We start from the raw sequence: 19,531 nt of genomic DNA, 5'->3' as shown, positions 1-19,531 counted from the left end.
TATAATCGTCACTCGAAAAAACAGCATTAACATTTACATGTTAATGCTGTTTTTTTATATTAATTTGTAGTTTCGTTATGTTTAGGAAGCGGAAATGCATTCCCAATCGCTGCTGCCCCGAGCATCGGTAATAATAAATTGAGCGGGAAAAACATGAGTAATAGTAATGTTATAGCTATTGGTTTTCTTAATGCATAGCTTGAAATAGCTGTCGTGACGATGGCTACAGAAGCTATTGGATCTATAGGGATAATAGAAGCTATAGCATATCCGATACTTGATCCAGCAAATATAATTGGGAAAATATGTCCGCCGCGCCAACCCGTATTTAAACAAACGGCAGTAATACATAATTTTAAAATTCCTGAAAGAAGTAGTACCCAGAAGGATAAATGGCTCCATTCAACGACTAAATCTTTTAATTGATGTTCCCCTGAGAATAACGTGTAAGGAAGAAAAGTTCCTGTAATTCCTAATAAAATACCGCCTATAATTCCAAGTGATACCTTGTATTCTTTGAAGGGGTGGATTAATTTCTCTAATGTGAATTCTAATTTGAAATAAAAGAAACCAACTATAGCACCAATGCTAGCAAGTGGTAGAAAGGCGATCCATTCATTAAGAGCAAGAGACCCTTCCCCAAAATCAACAATAAAGGATCCACGATTATCGAGTTTACTAAGCAATAAGTAAACGGAAAAACCGGCAAAAGTGGTAGCTAAATATACAATTGCTTTTTTTCCTTTCGAAAATTCATTAATTTGTTCACCCTCATTTTCATTCGGAGCTAAGTAACCGAATAATGGTGCATTAAAAATTACACTTAAAGTAGCACCAATTCCAACCTCTGTTAGTTCATTCATTCCCTTTAAAGCAAAATTAAAGCGATCTCCTACCCATGTACAAAGTCCACCGATAATTCCAACAAGTGCTGCTTCTGGGCCTAAACTAGCTCCAAATATTAAAACGATAATCGCAGTTAAAGTAGCTTTATGTACAAAACTGTATTCGATTCTACCTGTTTTTTTATATTCAGCCATCACTTCGGGCATAAGACGTGGATATGTACCGAAGTATTTTTGTGTTAAACCAACGAGGATACCACCGATGATTGTTACACAAATGGTGTAATAAGGCGGAGAAGAGAAAATAGTAGGTAAGTATCCCCAAATAAAGTGAATTCCGATATTTATTGTAACTAAAAATAACCAGACTGTAGCTCCTACTATAGAGCCTAAAAGAATGCCATATAGGACGAGTATATAGTGCATGTCCTTTTTATTTGTCATGTTGTCCCTCCGTTATGTAAATTTTCATGTAGAAAGGATTAAATATGCTAGTGTGAAATGAATTGAATATATATAGTATCTTTTTGAGGGTTTGGCTTATTCAATATATTGAAATCTCATGAAAATTTGAAACCAACGCGGTTAAACCCCTTATTTAATTTTATATATTGATCGGAGTTTTTAAAAGGTCTTTTTCAAATGAATATGGAATATATTTCTTTTGTTGTTTATATTAAATTCCTCGCATTTAATTTAGAACATTCAGAAAAACCATTTGACATCAGGAAATTATTGCTATAAAATCAACGGTAATTGCATAGTCTTATCAAGAAAAGGTGGAGGGACAGGCCCGATGAAACCTTGGCAACAGCCGTATAACGGAATTGTGCCAAATCCTGCAGGTAATAATCCTGAGAGATAAGAAAGAGCCTTAGAGCGTGTTTTCAAACTGCTCCTTTCTTGTTTTCAGGGAAGGGGCAGTTTTTTATTTTGGATAAAGTGAAACTTTAATCAGTGGGGGTTTTGTCCCTCCCCCGCTAATTATTAGCCTTCATCAATCGGGCAGTTATCTCCCGCCTAACTTCCTCGCATTTGCCGAATTTGGAGGTGGGAGTCTTACTGCCCGCAAATAGCGGGATAAAAGAAAGGAGAATGAGAGATGGGAGAATCATGGGGGAAAGGAACGATTTGTGTGCAAGGTGGCTATACGCCAAAAAATGGTGAGCCGCGTGTTTTGCCACTTTATCAAAGTACAACGTATAAATACGATACGTCAGATGATTTAGCAGCACTATTTAATTTGGAGGCAGAGGGATATATATATACGCGTATTGGAAATCCTACTCTAGCCGCATTTGAGCAGAAGTTATCAGATTTAGAAGGCGGTGTAGGGGCTGTTGCAACAGCTTCTGGGCAGGCAGCCATTATGCTTGCGGTTTTAAATATTTGCAGTAGTGGAGACCATTTACTTTGTTCTTCAACTGTTTACGGAGGAACGTTTAATTTATTTGGAGTGAGTTTGCGAAAGCTGGGCATAGATGTTACGTTCTTTAATCCTAATTTAACGGCAGATGAAATTGCGGCACTTGCTAATGATAAGACAAAACTCGTTTATGCAGAGTCGTTAGGAAATCCAGCAATGAACGTTTTAAATTTCAAAGAACTTTCAGCGGCAGCAAAAGAATTAGAAGTACCTTTTATCGTTGATAATACATTGGCGACGCCTTATTTATGCCAGGCGTTTGAACATGGGGCAAATATCATTGTCCATTCTACAACGAAATATATTGATGGCCATGCAAGTTCTCTAGGTGGGATTGTAATAGATGGAGGGAACTTCGATTGGACAAATGGAAAATACCCTGAGCTTGTCGAACCTGACCCGAGTTATCATGGCGTAAGCTATGTTCAAAATTTTGGAGCAGCAGCGTATATTGTGAAAGCACGCGTTCAGTTATTAAGAGACTACGGAAACTGTATGAGCCCATTCAATGCATATATTAGCAACATTGGCCTTGAAACATTGCATTTACGAATGGAGCGTCATAGTGAAAATGCTCTCGAAGTTGCTAAGTGGCTTGCCAATCATGATCGCATTGAATGGGTGAATTATCCAGGATTAGATAGTAATGAAAATTATTCGTTAGCACAAAAGTATTTGAAAAAAGGTGCTAGTGGAGTTTTAACATTTGGTATTAAGGGCGGATTAGAAGCAGCGAAAGAATTTATCGCAAATGTAAAGCTTGCAACTCTTGTAACGCATGTAGCTGATGCAAGAACTTGTGTAATACATCCTGCTAGTACGACGCACAGACAATTAAGCGCAGAAAATCAGCGTTTAGCTGGCGTTACATCTGATTTAATCCGTTTATCGGTCGGTATAGAAGATGTTTCTGATATTATTGCAGATTTAGAAGCGGCACTAGTCGGAGGCAAACAACATGCCGATCATAATTGATAAAGATTTACCAGCTCGCAAAGTATTGCAGAAGGAAAATATTTTTGTAATGACGAAGGAGCGAGCAGTAACACAAGATATACGTGCTTTGAAAATTGCTATATTAAATTTAATGCCTACAAAACAAGAAACAGAGGCGCAATTACTTCGTTTAATTGGAAATACACCGTTGCAATTAGATGTTCATTTACTTCATATGGAATCGCATCTGTCTCGCAATGTAGCGCAGGACCATTTAACGAGCTTCTATAAAACATTCCGTGATATTGAGAATGAAAAATTTGATGGACTCATTATTACAGGAGCACCAGTTGAAACTCTTTCTTTTGAAGAAGTAGATTATTGGGAAGAGCTTGGACGTATTATGGAGTATTCAAAAACGAATGTAACATCTACGCTTCATATTTGCTGGGGGGCACAAGCTGGTTTGTATTACCACTATGGTGTGCCGAAGTATCCTCTTGCGGAAAAAATGTTTGGTGTATTTGAACATGAGGTTCGCGAGCAACATGTGAAATTGTTACAAGGGTTTGATGAAGTGTTTTTTGCTCCGCATTCTCGTCATACAGAAGTACGAGAGAGCGATATTGAAAAAGTGAAAGAATTAACGTTATTAGCCAATTCTGAAGAAGCAGGCGTTCATCTTGCTATTGGGCAAGAGGGAAGGCAAGTTTTCGCACTCGGACATAGTGAATACAGTTGTGATACGTTAAAGCAAGAATACGAACGGGACTGCCAAAAAGGGTTAAATATTGATGTGCCAAAAAATTATTTTAAACATAATAATCCAAATGAGAAGCCAATTGTTAGGTGGAGGAGCCATGGGAATTTATTATTCTCTAATTGGCTGAATTATTACGTGTATCAAGAAACCCCTTATATATTGTAAATGATTGTATAACAAGTGGTAGCGTTTTATTTGTAAAGATTAACCTTTGTTTTTCTAAATATTCAAAATACATTGTTTTTCAGATTTTTTGTCTATATAATGGCATCTAAACACAATTTTTGAGGGGTGGACAGTATTATGAAAGAAATTCAAGTGGGGTTATTAGGTCTTGGGACAGTTGGTAGTGGTGTAGTTCGTATTATTACAGATCATCAAGAACGACTTATACACCAAGTAGGTTGTCCAGTGAAAGTAACGAAAGTATTGGTGCAAAACATTGAGAAAGAGAGAGAAGTAGACGTGCCTTCTACTCTATTAACACAAGATGTGAATGAAATTTTAGATAATCCTAATATTGATGTTGTCATTGAAGTAATGGGCGGCATTGATGATGCAAAAGCATATATTTTACAAGCTTTAAAAAGCGGGAAGCACGTTGTGACTGCAAATAAAGATTTAATGGCGTTACACGGAGCGGAACTCTTAGCGGTAGCAAAAGATAATCAGGCTGATTTATTTTACGAAGCAAGTGTAGCTGGAGGGATTCCAATTTTACGAAGCATCGTAGAAGGACTTTCTTCAGATCTTATTACGAAAGTAATGGGAATTGTAAATGGAACGACAAATTTTATTTTGACGAAAATGTCAGACGAAGGGAGAGCATATAACGACGTGTTAAAAGAAGCTCAGCAGCTTGGATTTGCAGAAGCAGATCCAACATCAGACGTAGAAGGTTTGGATGCAGCAAGAAAAATGACGATTTTGGCTACTCTCGGTTTCTCTACAAATGTAGAGCTTGGAGATGTGAAGGTAAAAGGGATTACTTCTATTACAGCAGAAGATATTGAATATAGTAAGAGCTTAGGCTATACGATTAAATTAATTGGTCTTGCAAAGCGAGATGGCGAGAAATTAGAGGTTACAGTTGAGCCAACGCTACTTCCAAATGCACACCCTCTTGCGGCGGTGCAAAATGAATATAATGCTGTGTATGTGTATGGTGAAGCGGTAGGAGAAACGATGTTTTATGGTCCGGGAGCAGGAAGCTTACCGACAGCGACAGCTGTTGTTTCTGATCTAGTTGCTGTAATGCAAAATATTAGGCTTGGTGTAAACGGAAATAGTGCGGTAGTCCCGCAATATCAAAAGGTACTAAAAGAGCCAGATGAAATTGTTGTGAAAAAGTTTTTAAGACTCCATGTGAAAGACGAAATTGGTGTGTTTGCAAAAATTACATCATTGTTCTCTGAACGCGGTGTTAGTTTTGAAAAGATTATTCAAATGCCGCTTGAAGAGAAAGGGAAAGCAGAAATCGTAATCGTAACACATCGTGCTTCTCTTGCGGATTATGAGTACATTCTACATACATTGCAATCGTATGAAGAAATAGATTGTGTGAAAGCAAATTATCGAATTGAGGGAGATGCTAAGTAGTATCTTTTCTAATAAAACGAAAAACCCTATTAAGCGGCTTGCTTAATAGGGTTTTTTCTATTTAAAATCTTCGTACCAACTTGAATAAAAGCTTGAATAATCCAACCTGTTGTAAAGGATAAGATAATTGTTCCAAAATAGATTGGCCCATCTAATAAGAAGCTTAATGTTAAAAATAAAAAAGCTAATGAAATTTCTGTTCTTCTAAATGTCCATTTCTTTTTCTCAGCAACAGTTAAAACGAAAGCCTCTTGAGGTGCTGCGCAAAGGTTTGTAGAGACGTAAAGACCAATTCCAGCTCCGATGAATAGATTTCCGCAAATAAGTGTTATATATTTTGGAAGAGAGCGGATAGTATCCATAATAGTCGTAATAGAACCAACCCAATCAACAAAAAGAGAAATAAGAATCATTGTGACAATTGTGCCGATTGTAATTTGTTTTTTGTCCCAAAAGAGTACGATCAGGGTAAAAATAAAGTTAATCATGAAAATCCAAAAACCAATACTTATCCCAAAATTTTGATATAGTGCAATAAAGAAGGAATCATAAGGGCTAAGTCCAAAGGAAGTAATTGTCGTCATCATATTAATACCGATGGCGAGAATGAGTAAACCGCCAATGAAAAATATATATTCTAGTTTGAATCGAAGCATAGTTGTATATCCTTTCAAAATGTATTTGCTAAGAAAGGATATACTGTGGAAAGCTTACCAGGTCAAGCGAGAATTTTTGAGGGGAAGGGGAGAATGAGATGACTAATATAAGAAAGATTGCTGAACTTGCTGGGGTATCTGTTTCAACTGTTTCACGTGTACTCAATAATCATCCGTATGTGAATGAACAGAAACGAAAAGAGATTTTAGCGATTATTGAAGAATTAAATTATACGCAAAATGTGAATGCGATTCATTTAGTGAAAGGAAAAACGAATGTAATTGGCGTGTTATTGCCGCACGTAAATGATCAATATTACAGTGCCATTATTGGGGGGATATCAAAGGAAACCGCAAAGAACAATTATAATATGATGCTTTGCCAGACAAATTATAGCGAAGAAAAAGAGCTTGAAATTTTACATATGTTAAAAATGAAAAAGCTTGATGGAGTAATTATATGTTCACGGACAAATAGTAAGGAAAAACTTGAAGAGTATACGAAGTTTGGTCCAATTGTGATGTGTGAAGAAATAGATTCGAATTTCATTTCGAGTGTACATATTGATTACTACAAAGTATTTTTGCGCGGGATGAAAAGCTTAATAGATGCTGGTCATACACGTATCGGATATTGCATTGGAAGAAGTAATAGTATTAATAGCCAGAGGCGAAAAAAGGCGTATGAGGATTCACTTCAACAGATTGTTGTAACACCGTTAGATGCCTGGAAGTTTAAGGGATGTTTTACGGTGGAAGATGGGCGCAATGTAGTCAGGGAATGGGCTCGTATGTCTGTAAAACCGACGGCTTTTCTTGTATCTTGCAATCATATTGCTGCAGGAATGGTAACGGAGGCGAAAAAACAAGGAATTCGTATCCCAGAGGATATTACGATTATCGGATGTGATGATCAAGAGGTGGCAAATATATTAGGTATTACGACGATTTCGCATTCTAGTAAAAATGTTGGTGTAAAGGCATTTGAATTATTATATGAAAAGATTAATGATGAGGAAATAGATGTGAAACATGTAGAGTTATTACCAGATTTGGTAGATAGGGAAACGACATAATAGAGAAGGTGTGAAAATCGCTTTTCGAAAATTCGTTTGGTATAATTATGGACAATCTATAGGGGCTAAAAGGGGTTTTGATATGAGATCAAAATTAGTAAAAGTAATTCTACTCATTACAATTGCGTCTTTCTGTTTATTTGCATACGGTTTTGTTTCGGGTGTAAATGATGTATTAAATCCGAAAGCTTCAAAATTAATTACGAAGACTGACGTAGTGGAAAAAGAGAAAAAGAAAACAGGAACGTTACAAGTAGTTAGTTTAGGTGATTCGTTAACGCGCGGCGTTGGTGATAAAGAAGGAATTGGCTATATTGGACGAATGAAAGAAAATTTACAAAAAGATTATAAACAAAAAGTTGCACTAAGCAATTTGGCAGTTAGTGGTGCGAAAATGCCTGATTTATTAAAACAAATCGAAAGCAGCGGAGCTCAATATTCAATTAAGCAAGCAGATGTAATTGTTTTAACAATTGGAGGAAATGATTTATTCCCAGGATGGGAATCGCTCGGAAAGATAGATTTAGAGACGTATCGTCCTGATACGGAAACGTTTCAAAATGAAGCGAAGAAAATTATAGAAGAAATTCGTAAATTAAACACAGATAGTCCTATTTTTTGGCTAGGTTTATACAATCCTTTTGAGGATGTAGAAGATTTAAGAGGTTCATCAAATATTGTTGTTGATTGGAATGCTTCTTTAGAGAAGTTAGCATTAAATGATAAAAATGTATATATTACACCGACATTTGATTTATTCCAAAATCGTGGAAAAGATTTATTATACTCCGATCATTTTCATCCGAATGAAGTAGGCTACACATATATGGCAGAGCGATTAGTCCAAAACGTCGTAAGTAAATTAAAACTAGAGCAAGGAGGGATAAAATGACGACGATACTTTCTGTACGAGACTTGAAGAAGGTAATTGGAAAGAAGACGCTTGTAGAGGACATTTCATTTGATGTAAAACAAGGAGAAGTGTTTGGCTTTTTAGGACCGAACGGAGCCGGGAAAACGACAACAATTCGAATGTTAGTCGGACTGATTAAAGCGACAGAAGGTACTATTTCTATCGGTGGTTATTCTATTAAGGAAAATTTCAGAGAAGCGATGCGTCAAATTGGAAGTATAGTTGAAAACCCAGAGCTTTATACATATTTAACGGGATGGGAAAACTTAAAGCAATTTGCGCGCATGCTTGGTGATATATCAGATGAACGTATTATTGAAATTGCAAAAATGGTTCATTTAGATGAGCGTATTCACGATAAGGTAAAAACATATTCCCTTGGTATGAAGCAGCGCCTTGGAATTGCACAGGCGCTACTTGGAAACCCGAAATTGCTCATATTAGATGAACCGACGAATGGTTTAGATCCAGCTGGGATTAGAGAACTTAGGGAATTTATACATAAGCTTGTAAAAGAAGAAAATATGAGTGTATTTATTTCGAGTCACTTGCTAAGTGAAGTGCAACTGATATGCGACCGTGTTGCTATTATTCATAAAGGAAAAATGATAACAGTTGCACCTATTGAAGAGTTGATCAAAACAGCGAGTGATCGTGTGGAATGGGTCGTTACACCGATTTCCAAAGCGAAAGGCATGTTAGACGCTGCTGAAGAGATAGAGGAAGTTAGTGTAGAAGATGAGCGTTTATTATGTCGTATGGATGTTGCGTCTATTAATGTTTGGAATAAGCATTTTGTAGAAAACGGGATAGATGTACATAGCGTCAAAGAGCTTGTATTTACGCTAGAAGATTTATTTATTGAACTCACAAGGGGTGAGCAACATGCGTGAATTTGCGAATCTAGTTTTAAATGAATCAGAAAAGATTTATCGTAAGAAACGAATTGTTGTTGTCATGCTTATTTTAGCAATCTTGATTCCACTTTTTGTGTATGCTCAGTATCGTGAAATAGAAACGACGCAAAAAAGGCTTGGTACGACCGATTGGAAAGTATCATTACAGCAACAAATTGTTGATTCACAAAATCGCTTGAACAATTCTAGATTGCCAGAAGAATGGCGGGATTGGTTAAAAGTAAGAGTGGAACAACAACAATATTATTTAGATCATAATATTAATCCGACTGCGCCAGGAGCACCGACATTTGTGAGGGCGTTTATTGAACAAGGAATAACGTTATTTATTCCATTGCTCGTTATGATTGTCGCCATTGATATTGTTTCAGGAGAACGAAGCGATGGTACGATGAAAATGCTTCTGACGAGGCCAATTCGGCGCTGGAAAATACTCCTTAGTAAATATGTGACGATGTTATTTTTCATTTCGCTCATATTGCTTCTTGTCGGTTTGTTTGCTTACGCATTATCAGGGCTTGTATTTGGATACTCTGGATGGAATTTACCTGTGTTAACAGGATTCGTCATTGATAAGGAAACGTTAAATACAAACTTTGTACACCTTATTCCGCAGTGGCAATACATTTTAATGGCGTACGGACTAGCTTGGTTTGTTGCTATCGTTGTTGGAACTATATCATTTATGGTCTCTGTTTTAATTCGTAATACACCAGCTGGTATGGGCGTTATGTTAGCTGCGTTAATTGCAGGCGGCATTTTAAGTTCATTCGCAACGTCTTGGGAAGGTGCGAAATATATTTTTAGTGTCAACTTATCGCTAACGGATTATTTATCAGGAAAACTTCCTGCATTACAAGGGTTATCAATGGGATTTTCTTTAATAAATTTAACGGTTTGGGCAGTAGTATCTCTTATCATTTCGTTTGTAGTATTTACAAGGCAGGATATGGTGAATTAATTGGATAGGAAGTGAAGGCATGGAAAACATTTTGCAGAATGATTGGGGACCATTACTGGGGCCAGAATTTGAGAAAGAATACTATCAAAATTTATCTAACTTTTTAAAAGAAGAGTATGAGGAGCATGTGATTTATCCAAAGGTAGAAGATATTTTTAACGCTCTTCAGTATACAAGTTATGAAAATACAAAGGTCGTTATTTTAGGACAAGACCCATATCATGGACCGAATCAAGCGCATGGTTTAAGCTTTTCGGTACAACCTGATATTAAAACGCCGCCATCATTGCTAAATATGTATAAAGAACTTCGAGATGAATACGGTTATGAAATTCCGAATAATGGTTATTTAGTAAAATGGGCGGAGCAAGGGATTTTACTATTAAATACTGTATTAACGGTTCGTCAAGGTGAAGCAAATTCTCATAAAGGAAAAGGATGGGAGCATTTCACAGATCGCGTAATTGAGCTATTAAATGAACGTGAAAAGCCAGTTATTTTCATATTATGGGGACGCCATGCTCAGGCGAAGAAAAAGTTAATTACGAATACGAATCATTATATTATCGAGTCCGTACATCCAAGTCCATTATCAGCAAGACGAGGTTTCTTTGGAAGTAAGCCGTACTCTAAAGTAAATGAGATTTTATCAAACATGGATGAAAAAGAAATCGATTGGCAAATTCCGAATATATAAACGCAAAAAAGGTAGCTAACAATTGTTAACTACCTTTTTACTATTATTGTTCATTTTTTAGTTTTGCATCTAGTACAAAAGTACCAAATGGGATAACTGATGAAACGAATGCCCCAAGTGCCCATAAAATTGATTTACGGTGTACGATTGTTACTTGAATTACTGCAAAGATGAATAGAATAAATAAAACGCCATGAGCCATGCCTGTAATTTTAACAGCTGTTGCAAACCCTGCAAAATATTTTAATGGCATTGCTACAAATAATAGTAATAGGAAAGAAATCCCCTCAATTAAGCCGATTGCTCTTAATCTTCCGATTGGTGTAGATAACATGAAGTAGCCTCCTTTAATGTATGCTTGTATATAGTAAATTTGTATTCTTTTTCAAAATGAAATAGTCTATTTTGTTTAATTATATACAAAAAGAAAGTTTACACTACGAGAATAGTGCAAAGTTCAAAATATAGTCACAAAAGCATTGCAATTTAAATAAAAACCTATTTGAAGTATTTGACTTCAAATAGGTTTTATGAATGAAAATATTAAACAAGTACTTCCGTTTTTAAAACGAATTTCTCTACAACTTTTGCAACGCCATCGTTCATATTTGTATCTGTTACATAGTTTGCAATTTCTTTAATATCATCTGGTGCATTGCCCATCGCAACACCAAGACCAGCGAATTCAATCATTGCTTGGTCGTTATAGCTATCACCCATTGCGATAACCTCTTCACGCTTAATACCAAGTTTTTGGATTAGCTGGTTTAGGCTTGTTCCTTTTGTAACACCATATTCAGTAAATTCTAAGAAGAATGGTTTAGAGCGCATAACGCTTAATTGACCTTCTAGTTGTTTTTGTAGTTTCTTTTCTACTTCAACAAGGCGTTCAGCTTCTTTATTCATTAATACTTTTACTACAGGTTCTTTAACAGCAGTTTTAAAATCATCTACTTCAATAATCGGCATGCCAGTAATTTCGCCCTCAATTTTAGTATAAGGATTATTTTCTTCTGTTACGATATCATCGCCAATATAAGTATGGATCCATACATCTTCAGTTTTACTAATTTCAAATAGGTTGTGAACGATTTCAGGAGATAGCGTGCTACTGAAGATTTCTTCATTTGTTTTACAGTTAATAATTTTTGCGCCGTTAAAAGATAGAATGAAGCTACCGTATTCCTCTAAACGAATTTCTTTTGCAACATTGCGCATACCAAACGTTGGGCGCCCAGAAGCAAGTACAACTTTAACTCCTTGCTCTTGTGCTGTCATTAAAGCCTCTTTCGTACGAGGTGAAATTGTATGGTCGTCGCGTAATAAAGTATCATCTAAATCTAAAACAATCATTTTATAAGTCATATAGAAAATTCCTTTCTTTGTTGAAATAGAAATAAATTTTTATGAAGATAGTGGGGAATATATAGTAAGACATCGAACTTCTTTGCATGAAACTAGGAGAAGTTCTGCATTGTTAGTATAAATTATCATGAGCGTGTTGCCCATGATAATTTATCATTATCGTAACAACTCTAAAGATAGAGTGCAATAATGGAAGTTTTCCAATTTACGATGGTTGTTTTTCGTGCGAACGAGAAAATAATATTTCCAGCAAGATAGCCATTACAGATCCAAGAACAAGACCGTTACTTAAAAATGAAGCTAAAAATGGTGGTAGCGTAGAAAACGCTCCTGCTGGAACGAACATAACGCCGACTCCTGTAAAGATTGAAAGGCCTGCTACTTTAAATAATTGTTCTTTATTTTGTACAGTGTCATATTCGCGGAAAGCGAGACCAATCATGCTTGCAAATACAGGATAAATTGCAGCATACCCAACTGCAACGGGGATGGCTGCAAAGAATGAAGTAATCTTTGGGAATATACTAACAAGAATGATAAAGCTTGACCCTAACATAAATGGAAGGCGCTTATAAATATTTGTCGTTGCAATAAATCCTGCGGATCCAGAAATGGCAACAGGGCCAATGGCTGAAAATAGACCGCCTAGCAATTGATTTATTCCTGTTATAATGCCAGCTTGTTTGAAGCGATCTGGAGCAGCATTTTCTTCATACTTAGAAACAACCTTTTGTACAACGCGAATACTTGCTAACATATTTGTTAGAAGTAGTAGTGTGACGAAAACTACCGTAATTGCCATGTTCCATTCAATGCGAGGCATTCCGAAAACAAACAGAGATGGAAGACGAATTATATCTGTCACAGGTGTTACTGGATTAGATAATCCGAAGCACGCAAATAATATCCAGCCGCAGACGATACTGAAAAGAACGGAATATTGTCCAATAATAGGTAGCTTCATAATGAAAAAAGATAGTAAAATAACAATGAGTGAAAGAATAAATACCTTTGGCTGTACTTCTGTATGTTGTCCATCAAGGCCAAACATGCCTTTTAAGAAGGAGCCACTAAGTTGTGCGACCAAAAGGAATAAATACGTTCCAATTACTGTCGGTGTAAAGTAACGAACTAGTTTATCAATAAGTCCAAAAACACTAAGAATAATACAAATGATGCCACTTAATAGGAAAGCGTACTGAAGGACCTTAAGTGTTTCATTGCTTGATCCAAATAATACGACGCCTAAACTTGCATACAAGGAGAAAATTCCCCACCAAAGGCCGGCAGGACCTTCTTGGATAGGAAGTTTATGACCAAATATAGCTTGCAAGAGACCGGCAAAACCGAGAACAAATAATGTTCTCTGTACAAACGCGATAGCTTCAGCGCCATTAAGGCCGTAACTAGTTGCGACACTAATTGGTACAATAAGACTTCCAGCTAAAATAAATAGTGCCCATTGTAAGGCAGAAAGAAATAGCTTCATTATATCAACCTCTTTCATAGATTCCGTTTTCTAGTATATACGTATTTCATTTCCTCTGGCAAAGATTGTAGATAGAGAAAAGAATTGAAACATAATATGAATGCACGGAAGCAATTATGGATAGCGGTTATATGTATGACTTTTGTTGTAATTCTAGGAACGCTAGGATTTATGACAATTGAAGAGATTAGCTTGTTTCAAGTATTTTGGATGACGATGATTACTGTATTAACGGTTGGATATTGCGAATCCGTTAACAGTGCATTATATTGATACAGTATTGTATGGAATAGAGCAATCATTTGTAATTGAAGAAATTCAAGTTGGTAAAGATTCTAACTTAGCCAGTAAATATTTATTAGAGAGTAATGTGAGAAATCAATTTGATGTAACAATTTTAGTGATTTTAAGAGATGGGGATATTATCCATAATCCAACGGGGCAGGAAAAACTGCAAGAACATGATATGATAATAGTATTTGGTTCAGTGGAGAAACTGAGGCAATTTGAGAAAGAACTACAAAGTAAGAGGTGACAAGGAATGCAAGTATCTAGCGATAAGGTTTTAAATAAAATGGCGAGTGAAATTGCAAAGGCAAAAAGTAGTGAAGGACAAAAATCAAAAGAGCATTTATTAGTTGTGCGTGCATTATGTGATTTATTATTAGATGAACAAGTTGAGCCTTCTACGTATAGAGAACCACAAGTTCAATCACAAATAATCGGATCTCAGCCTATAACAACAGTTCAACCGGTTATGCCAGTTTCTGGAGAACCTGTGTATATAAAAGAAGAAGGTGCAAATGGTAATTCTTTATTTGATTTTTAGGGATTAAATCGTTTGGATTATATGTGAAAATTGCTTATGATAAAAATAAAAAGGGGAATTAAGATGAAAATTTTCTTTTTACTAGGTTGTATTGCAGCGGGGCTATCTGTTGCATTAGGGGCTTTTGGAGCACATGGTTTAGAAAATAAAATTTCTGCAAAAATGTTAGAAGTGTGGAAGACGGGCGTTACATATCAAATGTTTCATGCAGGTGGCTTATTCGTAGTTGCTCTATTAATGGACAAAATGCAATCATCACTTTTAAACACTGCAGGTTGGCTTATGGTAGCTGGGATTATTATGTTCTCAGGCAGTCTTTATGCATTAAGTACAACAGGTATTAAATTCTTTGGCCCAATTACACCCCTTGGTGGTGTAGCGTTTATTGTGGCGTGGATTTTAGTCGGAACTGCAGTTGTAAAAGGGTTATAAAAAACAAAAGCTGGCATTCGCCAGCTTTTTTTTATGGTCTTGGAGCATAAGTTGCTTGTTGACCAGGTAAATACGTAATTTCTCCTGGGAATTCTACATAATCTAAATAAATCATTAGTAGTAAAAAGCGTTTTCCAGATTTCGGCTCACTAATTACGATATGATCACGGCCAGCTGCCTCGATGATCCCTGTATAAGATTGTGTACCAAGCGAACTACCGCGTTCATAAGTCATTACAACTGTAGCTGGCTTACCCTTATTTAAACGAAGGATGTTTTCAATATACGATTGCTCTAGTGGTAACATACCTTGAGAAACTGCAAGTTGAGCCTGAGCAGCTTGTTGTTGCATCGCTTGCTGTTGTTGCTGTTGCTGCTGTTGCTGTGGGGTCATTTGTTGTGGTTGCACATAAGTTCCGGATGGTTGATAAAAACCTGTTCCATAGTATGGGTTTTGTTGCTGTGCCATTCAAAAATCCCTCCTCATTTTCATTCCTTAATATACGCCAGGACAATCTTCACCAGATGGTTGGAAGAAGCAGTGCTTTTTAAAACGTCCTGAATTTTGTTGGTTATACCAAGTTGGCGGGCAAGGACCTTCAGGCCTAAAGAACCATAAGGAAAAGTTGGCGGGCCAAAAACGTTGTCCCTGAATTGTCCGGCGGGCTAAGGCGATATCTTGTTCTCTCGCTCGTTGATAAAAATACCCTTTTTGAGTTGCTTCAAAACCACCAGGATTTTGATAAACCATCTGACGTAAATTTCGGACTTTTTTAAAGTCTAAGCAATCTCCGCGGACACGATTTACGCCGACATTTCCAACCATTAACATGCCTTGTTGTCCTTCTCCTTCAGCTTCGGCACGCATGAGTCTAGCTAATAACTTTACATCTTCTTCTGTATGCGCGATAACACCCATTATGTGTCACCTCTCTTTTTGGAATACCCTTCGGAAAGAGGTTTTTTCTAGATGAAGTGTGGAACAATTACTAGTTCATACGTATGAGAAAAAGGACGCAGATATGACAACCAAACGAAGTTTTACATTTTGAGAGGAAAAGAAAAAAAGCTAGCGTGGGCTAGCTTTTCATCATTAAAATACTTTAGACCATAAATTTGAGAAGAAATCGCCAATTGAACGCATTGTTAATACGAACCAATTTGCTTTTTCTACTTCTTCAGTCGTTTTTGCAGTAACTTTTATACTTTTATTTCCGTCTAAGAAACCATATTTATCAGATGGTTCTAAGACGATTGAACCTACCTTTGCATCTTTCTTAATAGGAGCAACTAAATGCTCATCTTCAGCAAGTGATTTATCTGCTTCAGTAGAAATTTTGTAAGGTGATTTGCTACCTTTTGCAGTAACTACTGTCACTTCTTTTTCTGGTGCAACTGTTACGTAGTCTTCTTTTCCTTTTACTACAGAAATTTTGTTGTTTTTATCTATTTTTAATTTCTGTTTTTCGAAGTTATTAAATCCATATTCAATTAATGTGCGAGATTCTGTGAAACGTTCGTCCATTGATTTCGTTTTAATAATAACAGATATAAGACGTAAATCACCGCGTTTTGCTGTAATGGTAAAACCATACCCAGCGGTATCAGAGCTTCCTGTTTTTAAACCATCTGCTCCTTCATAAGAGAAAGCAGCACCTGGTAACATCCAGTTCCAATTTTCCATACGAATTGGTTTTGGATGATTATCTGGGAAGTTTCTAAATCTTTGTTTTGTATCCTCTAGCATTTCTGGATACTTTGTAATAATTGTTTTTGAAAGAATACCCATATCGCGAGCTGACATGGAGTTTTCTCCATTCGGATCAGTTCCTTCAGGATGTTTTCCTTTTAAATCAGCGTTATTTAACCCAGTAGCGTTTACAAATTTATATTTCTTTAACCCTAGTTTTTTCGCATGTTCATTTGCGAGATTTAAGAAGTTCTTTTCACTTCCTGCAAGTAATTCTGCTAAAGCAATACTAGATCCATTTGCAGAGAAGATAACGATAGAATGGTATAATTCTCTTACAGTATATTGACGTCCTTTTTCGAACGGCACGTTAGAGAATTCATTATTACGTGAAACTTCATAAGCGTAATCAGAAATAGTTACTTTCGTATCCCAAGTGATTTTTCCTTCTTTAATTGCTTCTAATACGGCATAAATAACAATTAATTTTGACATACTAGCGATAGCTAGTAATTCATCTGGATTTTGTTCATGCAGTATTTTTCCTGTATCCGCATCAAATAGCAGTGCAGCAGCTGCCTCTATATGTATTTTTTCTTCTGCATGGGATGTTGTTACTCCTAAGGAAGAAATTGACAATAGAGACGCTAGTAAAATAGACAAGATTTTCTTCATATACATTATCACCTTCGCATCGTTATTAGCATATAGCTCGTACCATTTTAGCATAAATTTGGATATAGAAAGGTTACAATTTTGTAAGGAAATTGAAAAGAATTTGTCGATTTTTGTTCAAATTTGCAGAGAAAAGAAGTTTTTTGTGGGTAAATATAGAGGATAATAAAAAAAGGAACGAAATTCGTTCCTTTTTCATTATTATATGTGTAAAAATTTCTCTACTTTTTCGTCTGGTAAAATGTTCCCAACGAAGAATGTACCGAATTCACCGTAACGGGCACTTACTTCATCGAAGCGCATTTCATATATAAGCTTCTTAAATTGAAGAACATCGTCAGCGAATAATGTTACGCCCCACTCGAAATCGTCGAATCCGACTGATCCTGAAATTACTTGGCGTACTTTCCCTGCGTATTGGCGACCGATTTTACTGTGACTGTACATCATTTTTTTACGTTCTTCCATAGGAAGCATGTACCAGTTGTCATCACCTTGGCGACGCTTGTCCATTGGATAGAAGCAAATATGATTTGCTTTTGGTAACTCAGGATATAAGCGAGCTAAGATTTGTGGGTTTTGGTATGGATCTTCATCAGCTGGAAGGTAGTTGCTTAGTTCAACAACAGATACGTAAGAATATGCAGGAACTAAATATTCAGCTAATGTTGTTTTATTTAATTCTGTTTCGATTTCATTTAACTCTTCCATTGTTGGACGTAAGATCATAAGCATAATATCTGCTTTTTGACCAACAACTGTATACATTGCATGACTGCCTTTTTTTGCAGTAGCTACTTCGTTCCATTTTTCAACGACATTTAAAAATTCAGACACTGCTTGTCCGCGTTCGTCACTAGATAATGTTTTCCATGCTGCCCAATCAATAGAACGTAAATCATGTAAACAATACCAGCCATCTAACGTTGTTGTTGCTTCACTCATTCTATTCACCTCAGTTAATGATATTTTACACGTTAACTATAGCATATATAGGATTAAAAACATCTACATAAAGTTTCGGCGCATAAAACTGTCACATTTATATTTACTGGAAAACGGGAGAAAATAAGGCTTAAGTAGGCATTATTTCTCGGCTGAATTTTATGAAAATATAATCATTTTCATTTTATCTATTTTTTGGGAGCTATAAGTTTAAAATATAGCTGAAAAGAAGTATTCTTAAAGGTAGAGTTTTTAACATTTGTAGGAGGGTTTATTCGTGAGCAATTTATTTACAGCAGTAAAAGAAAAAGTTCAAGGAAAAGGCATTTCTATCGTACTTCCTGAAGGAACTGATGAAAGAATTTTAGGCGCTGCAGAGCGTTTAGCAAAAGAAGAGTTAGTAAAACCAATTTTAGTTGGTAATAAAGAAGAAATTAGCGCAAAAGCTGCTAGCATGAACTTAACATTAGCAGGCGTTGATATTTACGATCCAGCTACATACGAAGAGATGGATGCAATGGTAGCATCTTTCGTTGAACGCCGTAAAGGTAAAGCAACAGAAGAAGATGCTCGTAAAATTCTTAAAGACGAAAACTACTTCGGTACAATGCTTGTATACATGGGCAAAGCACAAGGTTTAGTAAGTGGTGCAGCTCACTCTACAGCTGATACAGTTCGTCCAGCACTTCAAATTATTAAAACAAAACCAGGCGTTACAAAAACTTCAGGCGTATTCATCATGGTACGTGAAGAAGAGAAGTATGTATTCGCTGATTGCGCAATTAACATTGCACCAAACAGCCAAGATTTAGCTGAAATTGGTATCGAAAGTGCGAAAACTGCTGAACTATTCGGTATTGACCCACGCGTTGCTATGTTAAGCTTCTCTACAAAAGGTTCTGCGAAATCTCCAGAAACAGAAAAAGTTGTAGAAGCAACTCGCATTGCAAAAGAAATGGCTCCTGAATTAACTTTAGATGGAGAATTCCAATTCGATGCTGCATTCGTACCATCTGTAGCTGAGAAGAAAGCTCCAGGTTCTACAATTAAAGGTGATGCTAACGTATTCGTATTCCCAAGCTTAGAAGCTGGTAATATCGGCTACAAAATCGCTCAACGCTTAGGTAACTTCGAAGCAGTAGGACCAATCTTACAAGGTTTAAATATGCCTGTAAATGATCTGTCTCGTGGATGTAACGAAGAAGAAGTGTACAAGTTAGCTTTAATTACAGCAGCTCAAGCACTTTAATTCTATAACGAATTAATATGAAAAAAGACCATCCTATTTCTTTTGAAATGAGGGTGGTCTTTTTGGTT

Annotated in this window: 22 protein-coding genes and 1 riboswitch; of the genes, 13 read left to right on the top strand and 9 right to left on the bottom strand. The window is 36.3% G+C overall.

Going from position 1 to position 19,531, the window contains the following annotated elements; translation table 11 throughout:
* Positions 1–59: 59 nt before the first annotated feature.
* Complete coding sequence (locus CQ058_RS21140) at positions 60–1,289, bottom strand: chloride channel protein (RefSeq protein ID WP_002191328.1); 1,230 nt, start codon at positions 1,287–1,289, stop codon at positions 60–62.
* A gap of 319 nt (positions 1,290–1,608) precedes the next feature.
* A riboswitch (SAM riboswitch) is annotated at positions 1,609–1,713 on the top strand.
* A 234-nt stretch (positions 1,714–1,947) separates the two neighbouring features.
* On the opposite strand from CQ058_RS21140, the gene CQ058_RS21135 reads away from it, so the two are divergent.
* From CQ058_RS21135 to CQ058_RS21125, 3 genes are all read left to right on the top strand, one after another.
* A complete protein-coding gene (locus tag CQ058_RS21135; RefSeq protein ID WP_002068601.1) occupies positions 1,948–3,246 on the top strand; it encodes a bifunctional O-acetylhomoserine aminocarboxypropyltransferase/cysteine synthase in 1,299 nt (432 codons plus the stop codon).
* Positions 3,230–4,135 carry a homoserine O-acetyltransferase MetA gene (gene metA / locus CQ058_RS21130; RefSeq protein WP_002191327.1) on the top strand — a complete coding sequence of 302 codons (906 nt, stop codon included), beginning with the start codon at positions 3,230–3,232 and terminating at the stop codon, positions 4,133–4,135. Before CQ058_RS21135 ends, metA begins: the two co-directional genes overlap by 17 nt.
* 138 nt (positions 4,136–4,273) lie before the next feature.
* Positions 4,274–5,569: a homoserine dehydrogenase gene (locus CQ058_RS21125; protein WP_002191326.1), complete on the top strand. Its 1,296-nt coding sequence runs from the start codon at positions 4,274–4,276 to the stop codon at positions 5,567–5,569.
* Between the two features lie 29 nt (positions 5,570–5,598).
* Here CQ058_RS21125 and CQ058_RS21120 read toward each other — a convergent pair whose 3' ends face one another.
* Positions 5,599–6,225: a YczE/YyaS/YitT family protein gene (locus CQ058_RS21120; protein WP_002191325.1), complete on the bottom strand. Its 627-nt coding sequence runs from the start codon at positions 6,223–6,225 to the stop codon at positions 5,599–5,601.
* A 98-nt stretch (positions 6,226–6,323) separates the two neighbouring features.
* Here CQ058_RS21120 and CQ058_RS21115 point away from each other — a divergent pair, with 98 nt between their 5' ends.
* From CQ058_RS21115 to CQ058_RS21095, 5 genes are read left to right on the top strand one after another with little or no spacing between them, the layout of a single operon-like run.
* Entirely contained in the window at positions 6,324–7,301 is a 978-nt protein-coding gene (locus CQ058_RS21115; protein ID WP_002089844.1) for a LacI family DNA-binding transcriptional regulator, read from the top strand.
* Positions 7,302–7,311: 10 nt separating this feature from the next.
* Positions 7,312–8,193 (top strand): SGNH/GDSL hydrolase family protein, encoded by an 882-nt coding sequence (locus CQ058_RS21110; RefSeq protein ID WP_002191323.1) that lies wholly within the window; start codon positions 7,312–7,314, stop codon positions 8,191–8,193.
* Positions 8,190–9,107 carry an ABC transporter ATP-binding protein gene (locus tag CQ058_RS21105; RefSeq protein WP_002191322.1) on the top strand — a complete coding sequence of 306 codons (918 nt, stop codon included), beginning with the start codon at positions 8,190–8,192 and terminating at the stop codon, positions 9,105–9,107. The genes CQ058_RS21110 and CQ058_RS21105 overlap by 4 nt, the downstream gene beginning before the upstream one ends.
* A complete protein-coding gene (locus CQ058_RS21100; RefSeq protein WP_002089839.1) occupies positions 9,100–10,092 on the top strand; it encodes an ABC transporter permease in 993 nt (330 codons plus the stop codon). The genes CQ058_RS21105 and CQ058_RS21100 overlap by 8 nt, the downstream gene beginning before the upstream one ends.
* A 19-nt stretch (positions 10,093–10,111) precedes the next feature.
* A complete protein-coding gene (locus CQ058_RS21095) occupies positions 10,112–10,789 on the top strand; it encodes a uracil-DNA glycosylase (RefSeq protein WP_002191321.1) in 678 nt (225 codons plus the stop codon).
* A gap of 43 nt (positions 10,790–10,832) precedes the next feature.
* Here CQ058_RS21095 and CQ058_RS21090 read toward each other — a convergent pair whose 3' ends face one another.
* The 3 genes from CQ058_RS21090 to CQ058_RS21080 form a co-directional block, all read right to left on the bottom strand.
* Positions 10,833–11,123 (bottom strand): DUF3817 domain-containing protein, encoded by a 291-nt coding sequence (locus CQ058_RS21090; protein ID WP_002191320.1) that lies wholly within the window; start codon positions 11,121–11,123, stop codon positions 10,833–10,835.
* Positions 11,124–11,332: 209 nt separating this feature from the next.
* On the bottom strand, positions 11,333–12,154 hold the full coding sequence (locus tag CQ058_RS21085) for a Cof-type HAD-IIB family hydrolase (protein WP_002191319.1): 822 nt from the start codon (positions 12,152–12,154) through the stop codon (positions 11,333–11,335).
* Between the two features lie 205 nt (positions 12,155–12,359).
* Complete coding sequence (locus CQ058_RS21080; RefSeq protein ID WP_002191317.1) at positions 12,360–13,643, bottom strand: purine/pyrimidine permease; 1,284 nt, start codon at positions 13,641–13,643, stop codon at positions 12,360–12,362.
* 135 nt (positions 13,644–13,778) lie between these two features.
* On the opposite strand from CQ058_RS21080, the gene CQ058_RS32750 reads away from it, so the two are divergent.
* From CQ058_RS32750 to CQ058_RS21065, 4 genes are all read left to right on the top strand, one after another.
* On the top strand, positions 13,779–13,916 hold the full coding sequence (locus tag CQ058_RS32750; RefSeq protein ID WP_308729290.1) for an ion channel: 138 nt from the start codon (positions 13,779–13,781) through the stop codon (positions 13,914–13,916).
* The gene (locus CQ058_RS21075) at positions 13,879–14,178 is read left to right on the top strand and encodes a cation:proton antiporter regulatory subunit (protein WP_002191316.1); all 300 of its coding nucleotides are present in this window, start codon (positions 13,879–13,881) and stop codon (positions 14,176–14,178) included. Before CQ058_RS32750 ends, CQ058_RS21075 begins: the two co-directional genes overlap by 38 nt.
* Positions 14,179–14,184: 6 nt before the next feature.
* Positions 14,185–14,472 carry a YwdI family protein gene (locus tag CQ058_RS21070; RefSeq protein ID WP_001198367.1) on the top strand — a complete coding sequence of 96 codons (288 nt, stop codon included), beginning with the start codon at positions 14,185–14,187 and terminating at the stop codon, positions 14,470–14,472.
* 63 nt (positions 14,473–14,535) lie between these two features.
* A complete protein-coding gene (locus CQ058_RS21065; protein ID WP_002089827.1) occupies positions 14,536–14,904 on the top strand; it encodes a DUF423 domain-containing protein in 369 nt (122 codons plus the stop codon).
* A 31-nt stretch (positions 14,905–14,935) separates the two neighbouring features.
* Here the strand turns inward: CQ058_RS21065 and gerQ are convergent, their stop codons facing one another.
* The 4 genes from gerQ to hemQ form a co-directional block, all read right to left on the bottom strand.
* Complete coding sequence (gerQ, locus tag CQ058_RS21060; protein WP_002068595.1) at positions 14,936–15,373, bottom strand: spore coat protein GerQ; 438 nt, start codon at positions 15,371–15,373, stop codon at positions 14,936–14,938.
* A 27-nt stretch (positions 15,374–15,400) separates the two neighbouring features.
* The gene (gene cwlJ / locus CQ058_RS21055) at positions 15,401–15,823 is read right to left on the bottom strand and encodes a cell wall hydrolase CwlJ (RefSeq protein ID WP_002068596.1); all 423 of its coding nucleotides are present in this window, start codon (positions 15,821–15,823) and stop codon (positions 15,401–15,403) included.
* A gap of 174 nt (positions 15,824–15,997) precedes the next feature.
* On the bottom strand, positions 15,998–17,275 hold the full coding sequence (locus CQ058_RS21050; RefSeq protein ID WP_002191313.1) for a serine hydrolase: 1,278 nt from the start codon (positions 17,273–17,275) through the stop codon (positions 15,998–16,000).
* Between the two features lie 195 nt (positions 17,276–17,470).
* Positions 17,471–18,214: a hydrogen peroxide-dependent heme synthase gene (hemQ, locus tag CQ058_RS21045; RefSeq protein ID WP_001287592.1), complete on the bottom strand. Its 744-nt coding sequence runs from the start codon at positions 18,212–18,214 to the stop codon at positions 17,471–17,473.
* 277 nt (positions 18,215–18,491) lie between these two features.
* Here hemQ and pta point away from each other — a divergent pair, with 277 nt between their 5' ends.
* Positions 18,492–19,463, top strand: coding sequence for a phosphate acetyltransferase (pta, locus tag CQ058_RS21040; RefSeq protein ID WP_002016367.1), 972 nt, complete (start codon positions 18,492–18,494; stop codon positions 19,461–19,463).
* The last annotated feature ends 68 nt before the right edge of the window (positions 19,464–19,531 follow it).

Source organism: Bacillus sp. MYb56 (genome assembly GCF_002976445.1).
Lineage (GTDB): Bacteria > Bacillota > Bacilli > Bacillales > Bacillaceae_G > Bacillus_A > Bacillus_A mycoides.
The sequence above is the reverse complement of the archived record's forward strand: the minus strand, read 5'-3'. Positions and strand labels throughout refer to the sequence as shown.

What these genes read in the sequence shown, in the direction of transcription:
- CQ058_RS21140 (WP_002191328.1), bottom strand. Translation starts at nt 1,289, where the DNA reads ATGACAAATAAAAAGGACATGCACTATATACTCGTCCTATATGGCATT.
- CQ058_RS21135 (WP_002068601.1), top strand. Translation starts at nt 1,948, where the DNA reads ATGGGAGAATCATGGGGGAAAGGAACGATTTGTGTGCAAGGTGGCTAT.
- metA (WP_002191327.1), top strand. Translation starts at nt 3,230, where the DNA reads ATGCCGATCATAATTGATAAAGATTTACCAGCTCGCAAAGTATTGCAG.
- CQ058_RS21125 (WP_002191326.1), top strand. Translation starts at nt 4,274, where the DNA reads ATGAAAGAAATTCAAGTGGGGTTATTAGGTCTTGGGACAGTTGGTAGT.
- CQ058_RS21120 (WP_002191325.1), bottom strand. Translation starts at nt 6,225, where the DNA reads ATGCTTCGATTCAAACTAGAATATATATTTTTCATTGGCGGTTTACTC.
- CQ058_RS21115 (WP_002089844.1), top strand. Translation starts at nt 6,324, where the DNA reads ATGACTAATATAAGAAAGATTGCTGAACTTGCTGGGGTATCTGTTTCA.
- CQ058_RS21105 (WP_002191322.1), top strand. Translation starts at nt 8,190, where the DNA reads ATGACGACGATACTTTCTGTACGAGACTTGAAGAAGGTAATTGGAAAG.
- CQ058_RS21100 (WP_002089839.1), top strand. Translation starts at nt 9,100, where the DNA reads ATGCGTGAATTTGCGAATCTAGTTTTAAATGAATCAGAAAAGATTTAT.
- CQ058_RS21095 (WP_002191321.1), top strand. Translation starts at nt 10,112, where the DNA reads ATGGAAAACATTTTGCAGAATGATTGGGGACCATTACTGGGGCCAGAA.
- CQ058_RS21090 (WP_002191320.1), bottom strand. Translation starts at nt 11,123, where the DNA reads ATGTTATCTACACCAATCGGAAGATTAAGAGCAATCGGCTTAATTGAG.
- CQ058_RS21085 (WP_002191319.1), bottom strand. Translation starts at nt 12,154, where the DNA reads ATGACTTATAAAATGATTGTTTTAGATTTAGATGATACTTTATTACGC.
- CQ058_RS21080 (WP_002191317.1), bottom strand. Translation starts at nt 13,643, where the DNA reads ATGAAGCTATTTCTTTCTGCCTTACAATGGGCACTATTTATTTTAGCT.
- CQ058_RS32750 (WP_308729290.1), top strand. Translation starts at nt 13,779, where the DNA reads ATGACTTTTGTTGTAATTCTAGGAACGCTAGGATTTATGACAATTGAA.
- CQ058_RS21070 (WP_001198367.1), top strand. Translation starts at nt 14,185, where the DNA reads ATGCAAGTATCTAGCGATAAGGTTTTAAATAAAATGGCGAGTGAAATT.
- CQ058_RS21065 (WP_002089827.1), top strand. Translation starts at nt 14,536, where the DNA reads ATGAAAATTTTCTTTTTACTAGGTTGTATTGCAGCGGGGCTATCTGTT.
- gerQ (WP_002068595.1), bottom strand. Translation starts at nt 15,373, where the DNA reads ATGGCACAGCAACAAAACCCATACTATGGAACAGGTTTTTATCAACCA.
- cwlJ (WP_002068596.1), bottom strand. Translation starts at nt 15,823, where the DNA reads ATGGGTGTTATCGCGCATACAGAAGAAGATGTAAAGTTATTAGCTAGA.
- CQ058_RS21050 (WP_002191313.1), bottom strand. Translation starts at nt 17,275, where the DNA reads ATGTATATGAAGAAAATCTTGTCTATTTTACTAGCGTCTCTATTGTCA.
- hemQ (WP_001287592.1), bottom strand. Translation starts at nt 18,214, where the DNA reads ATGAGTGAAGCAACAACAACGTTAGATGGCTGGTATTGTTTACATGAT.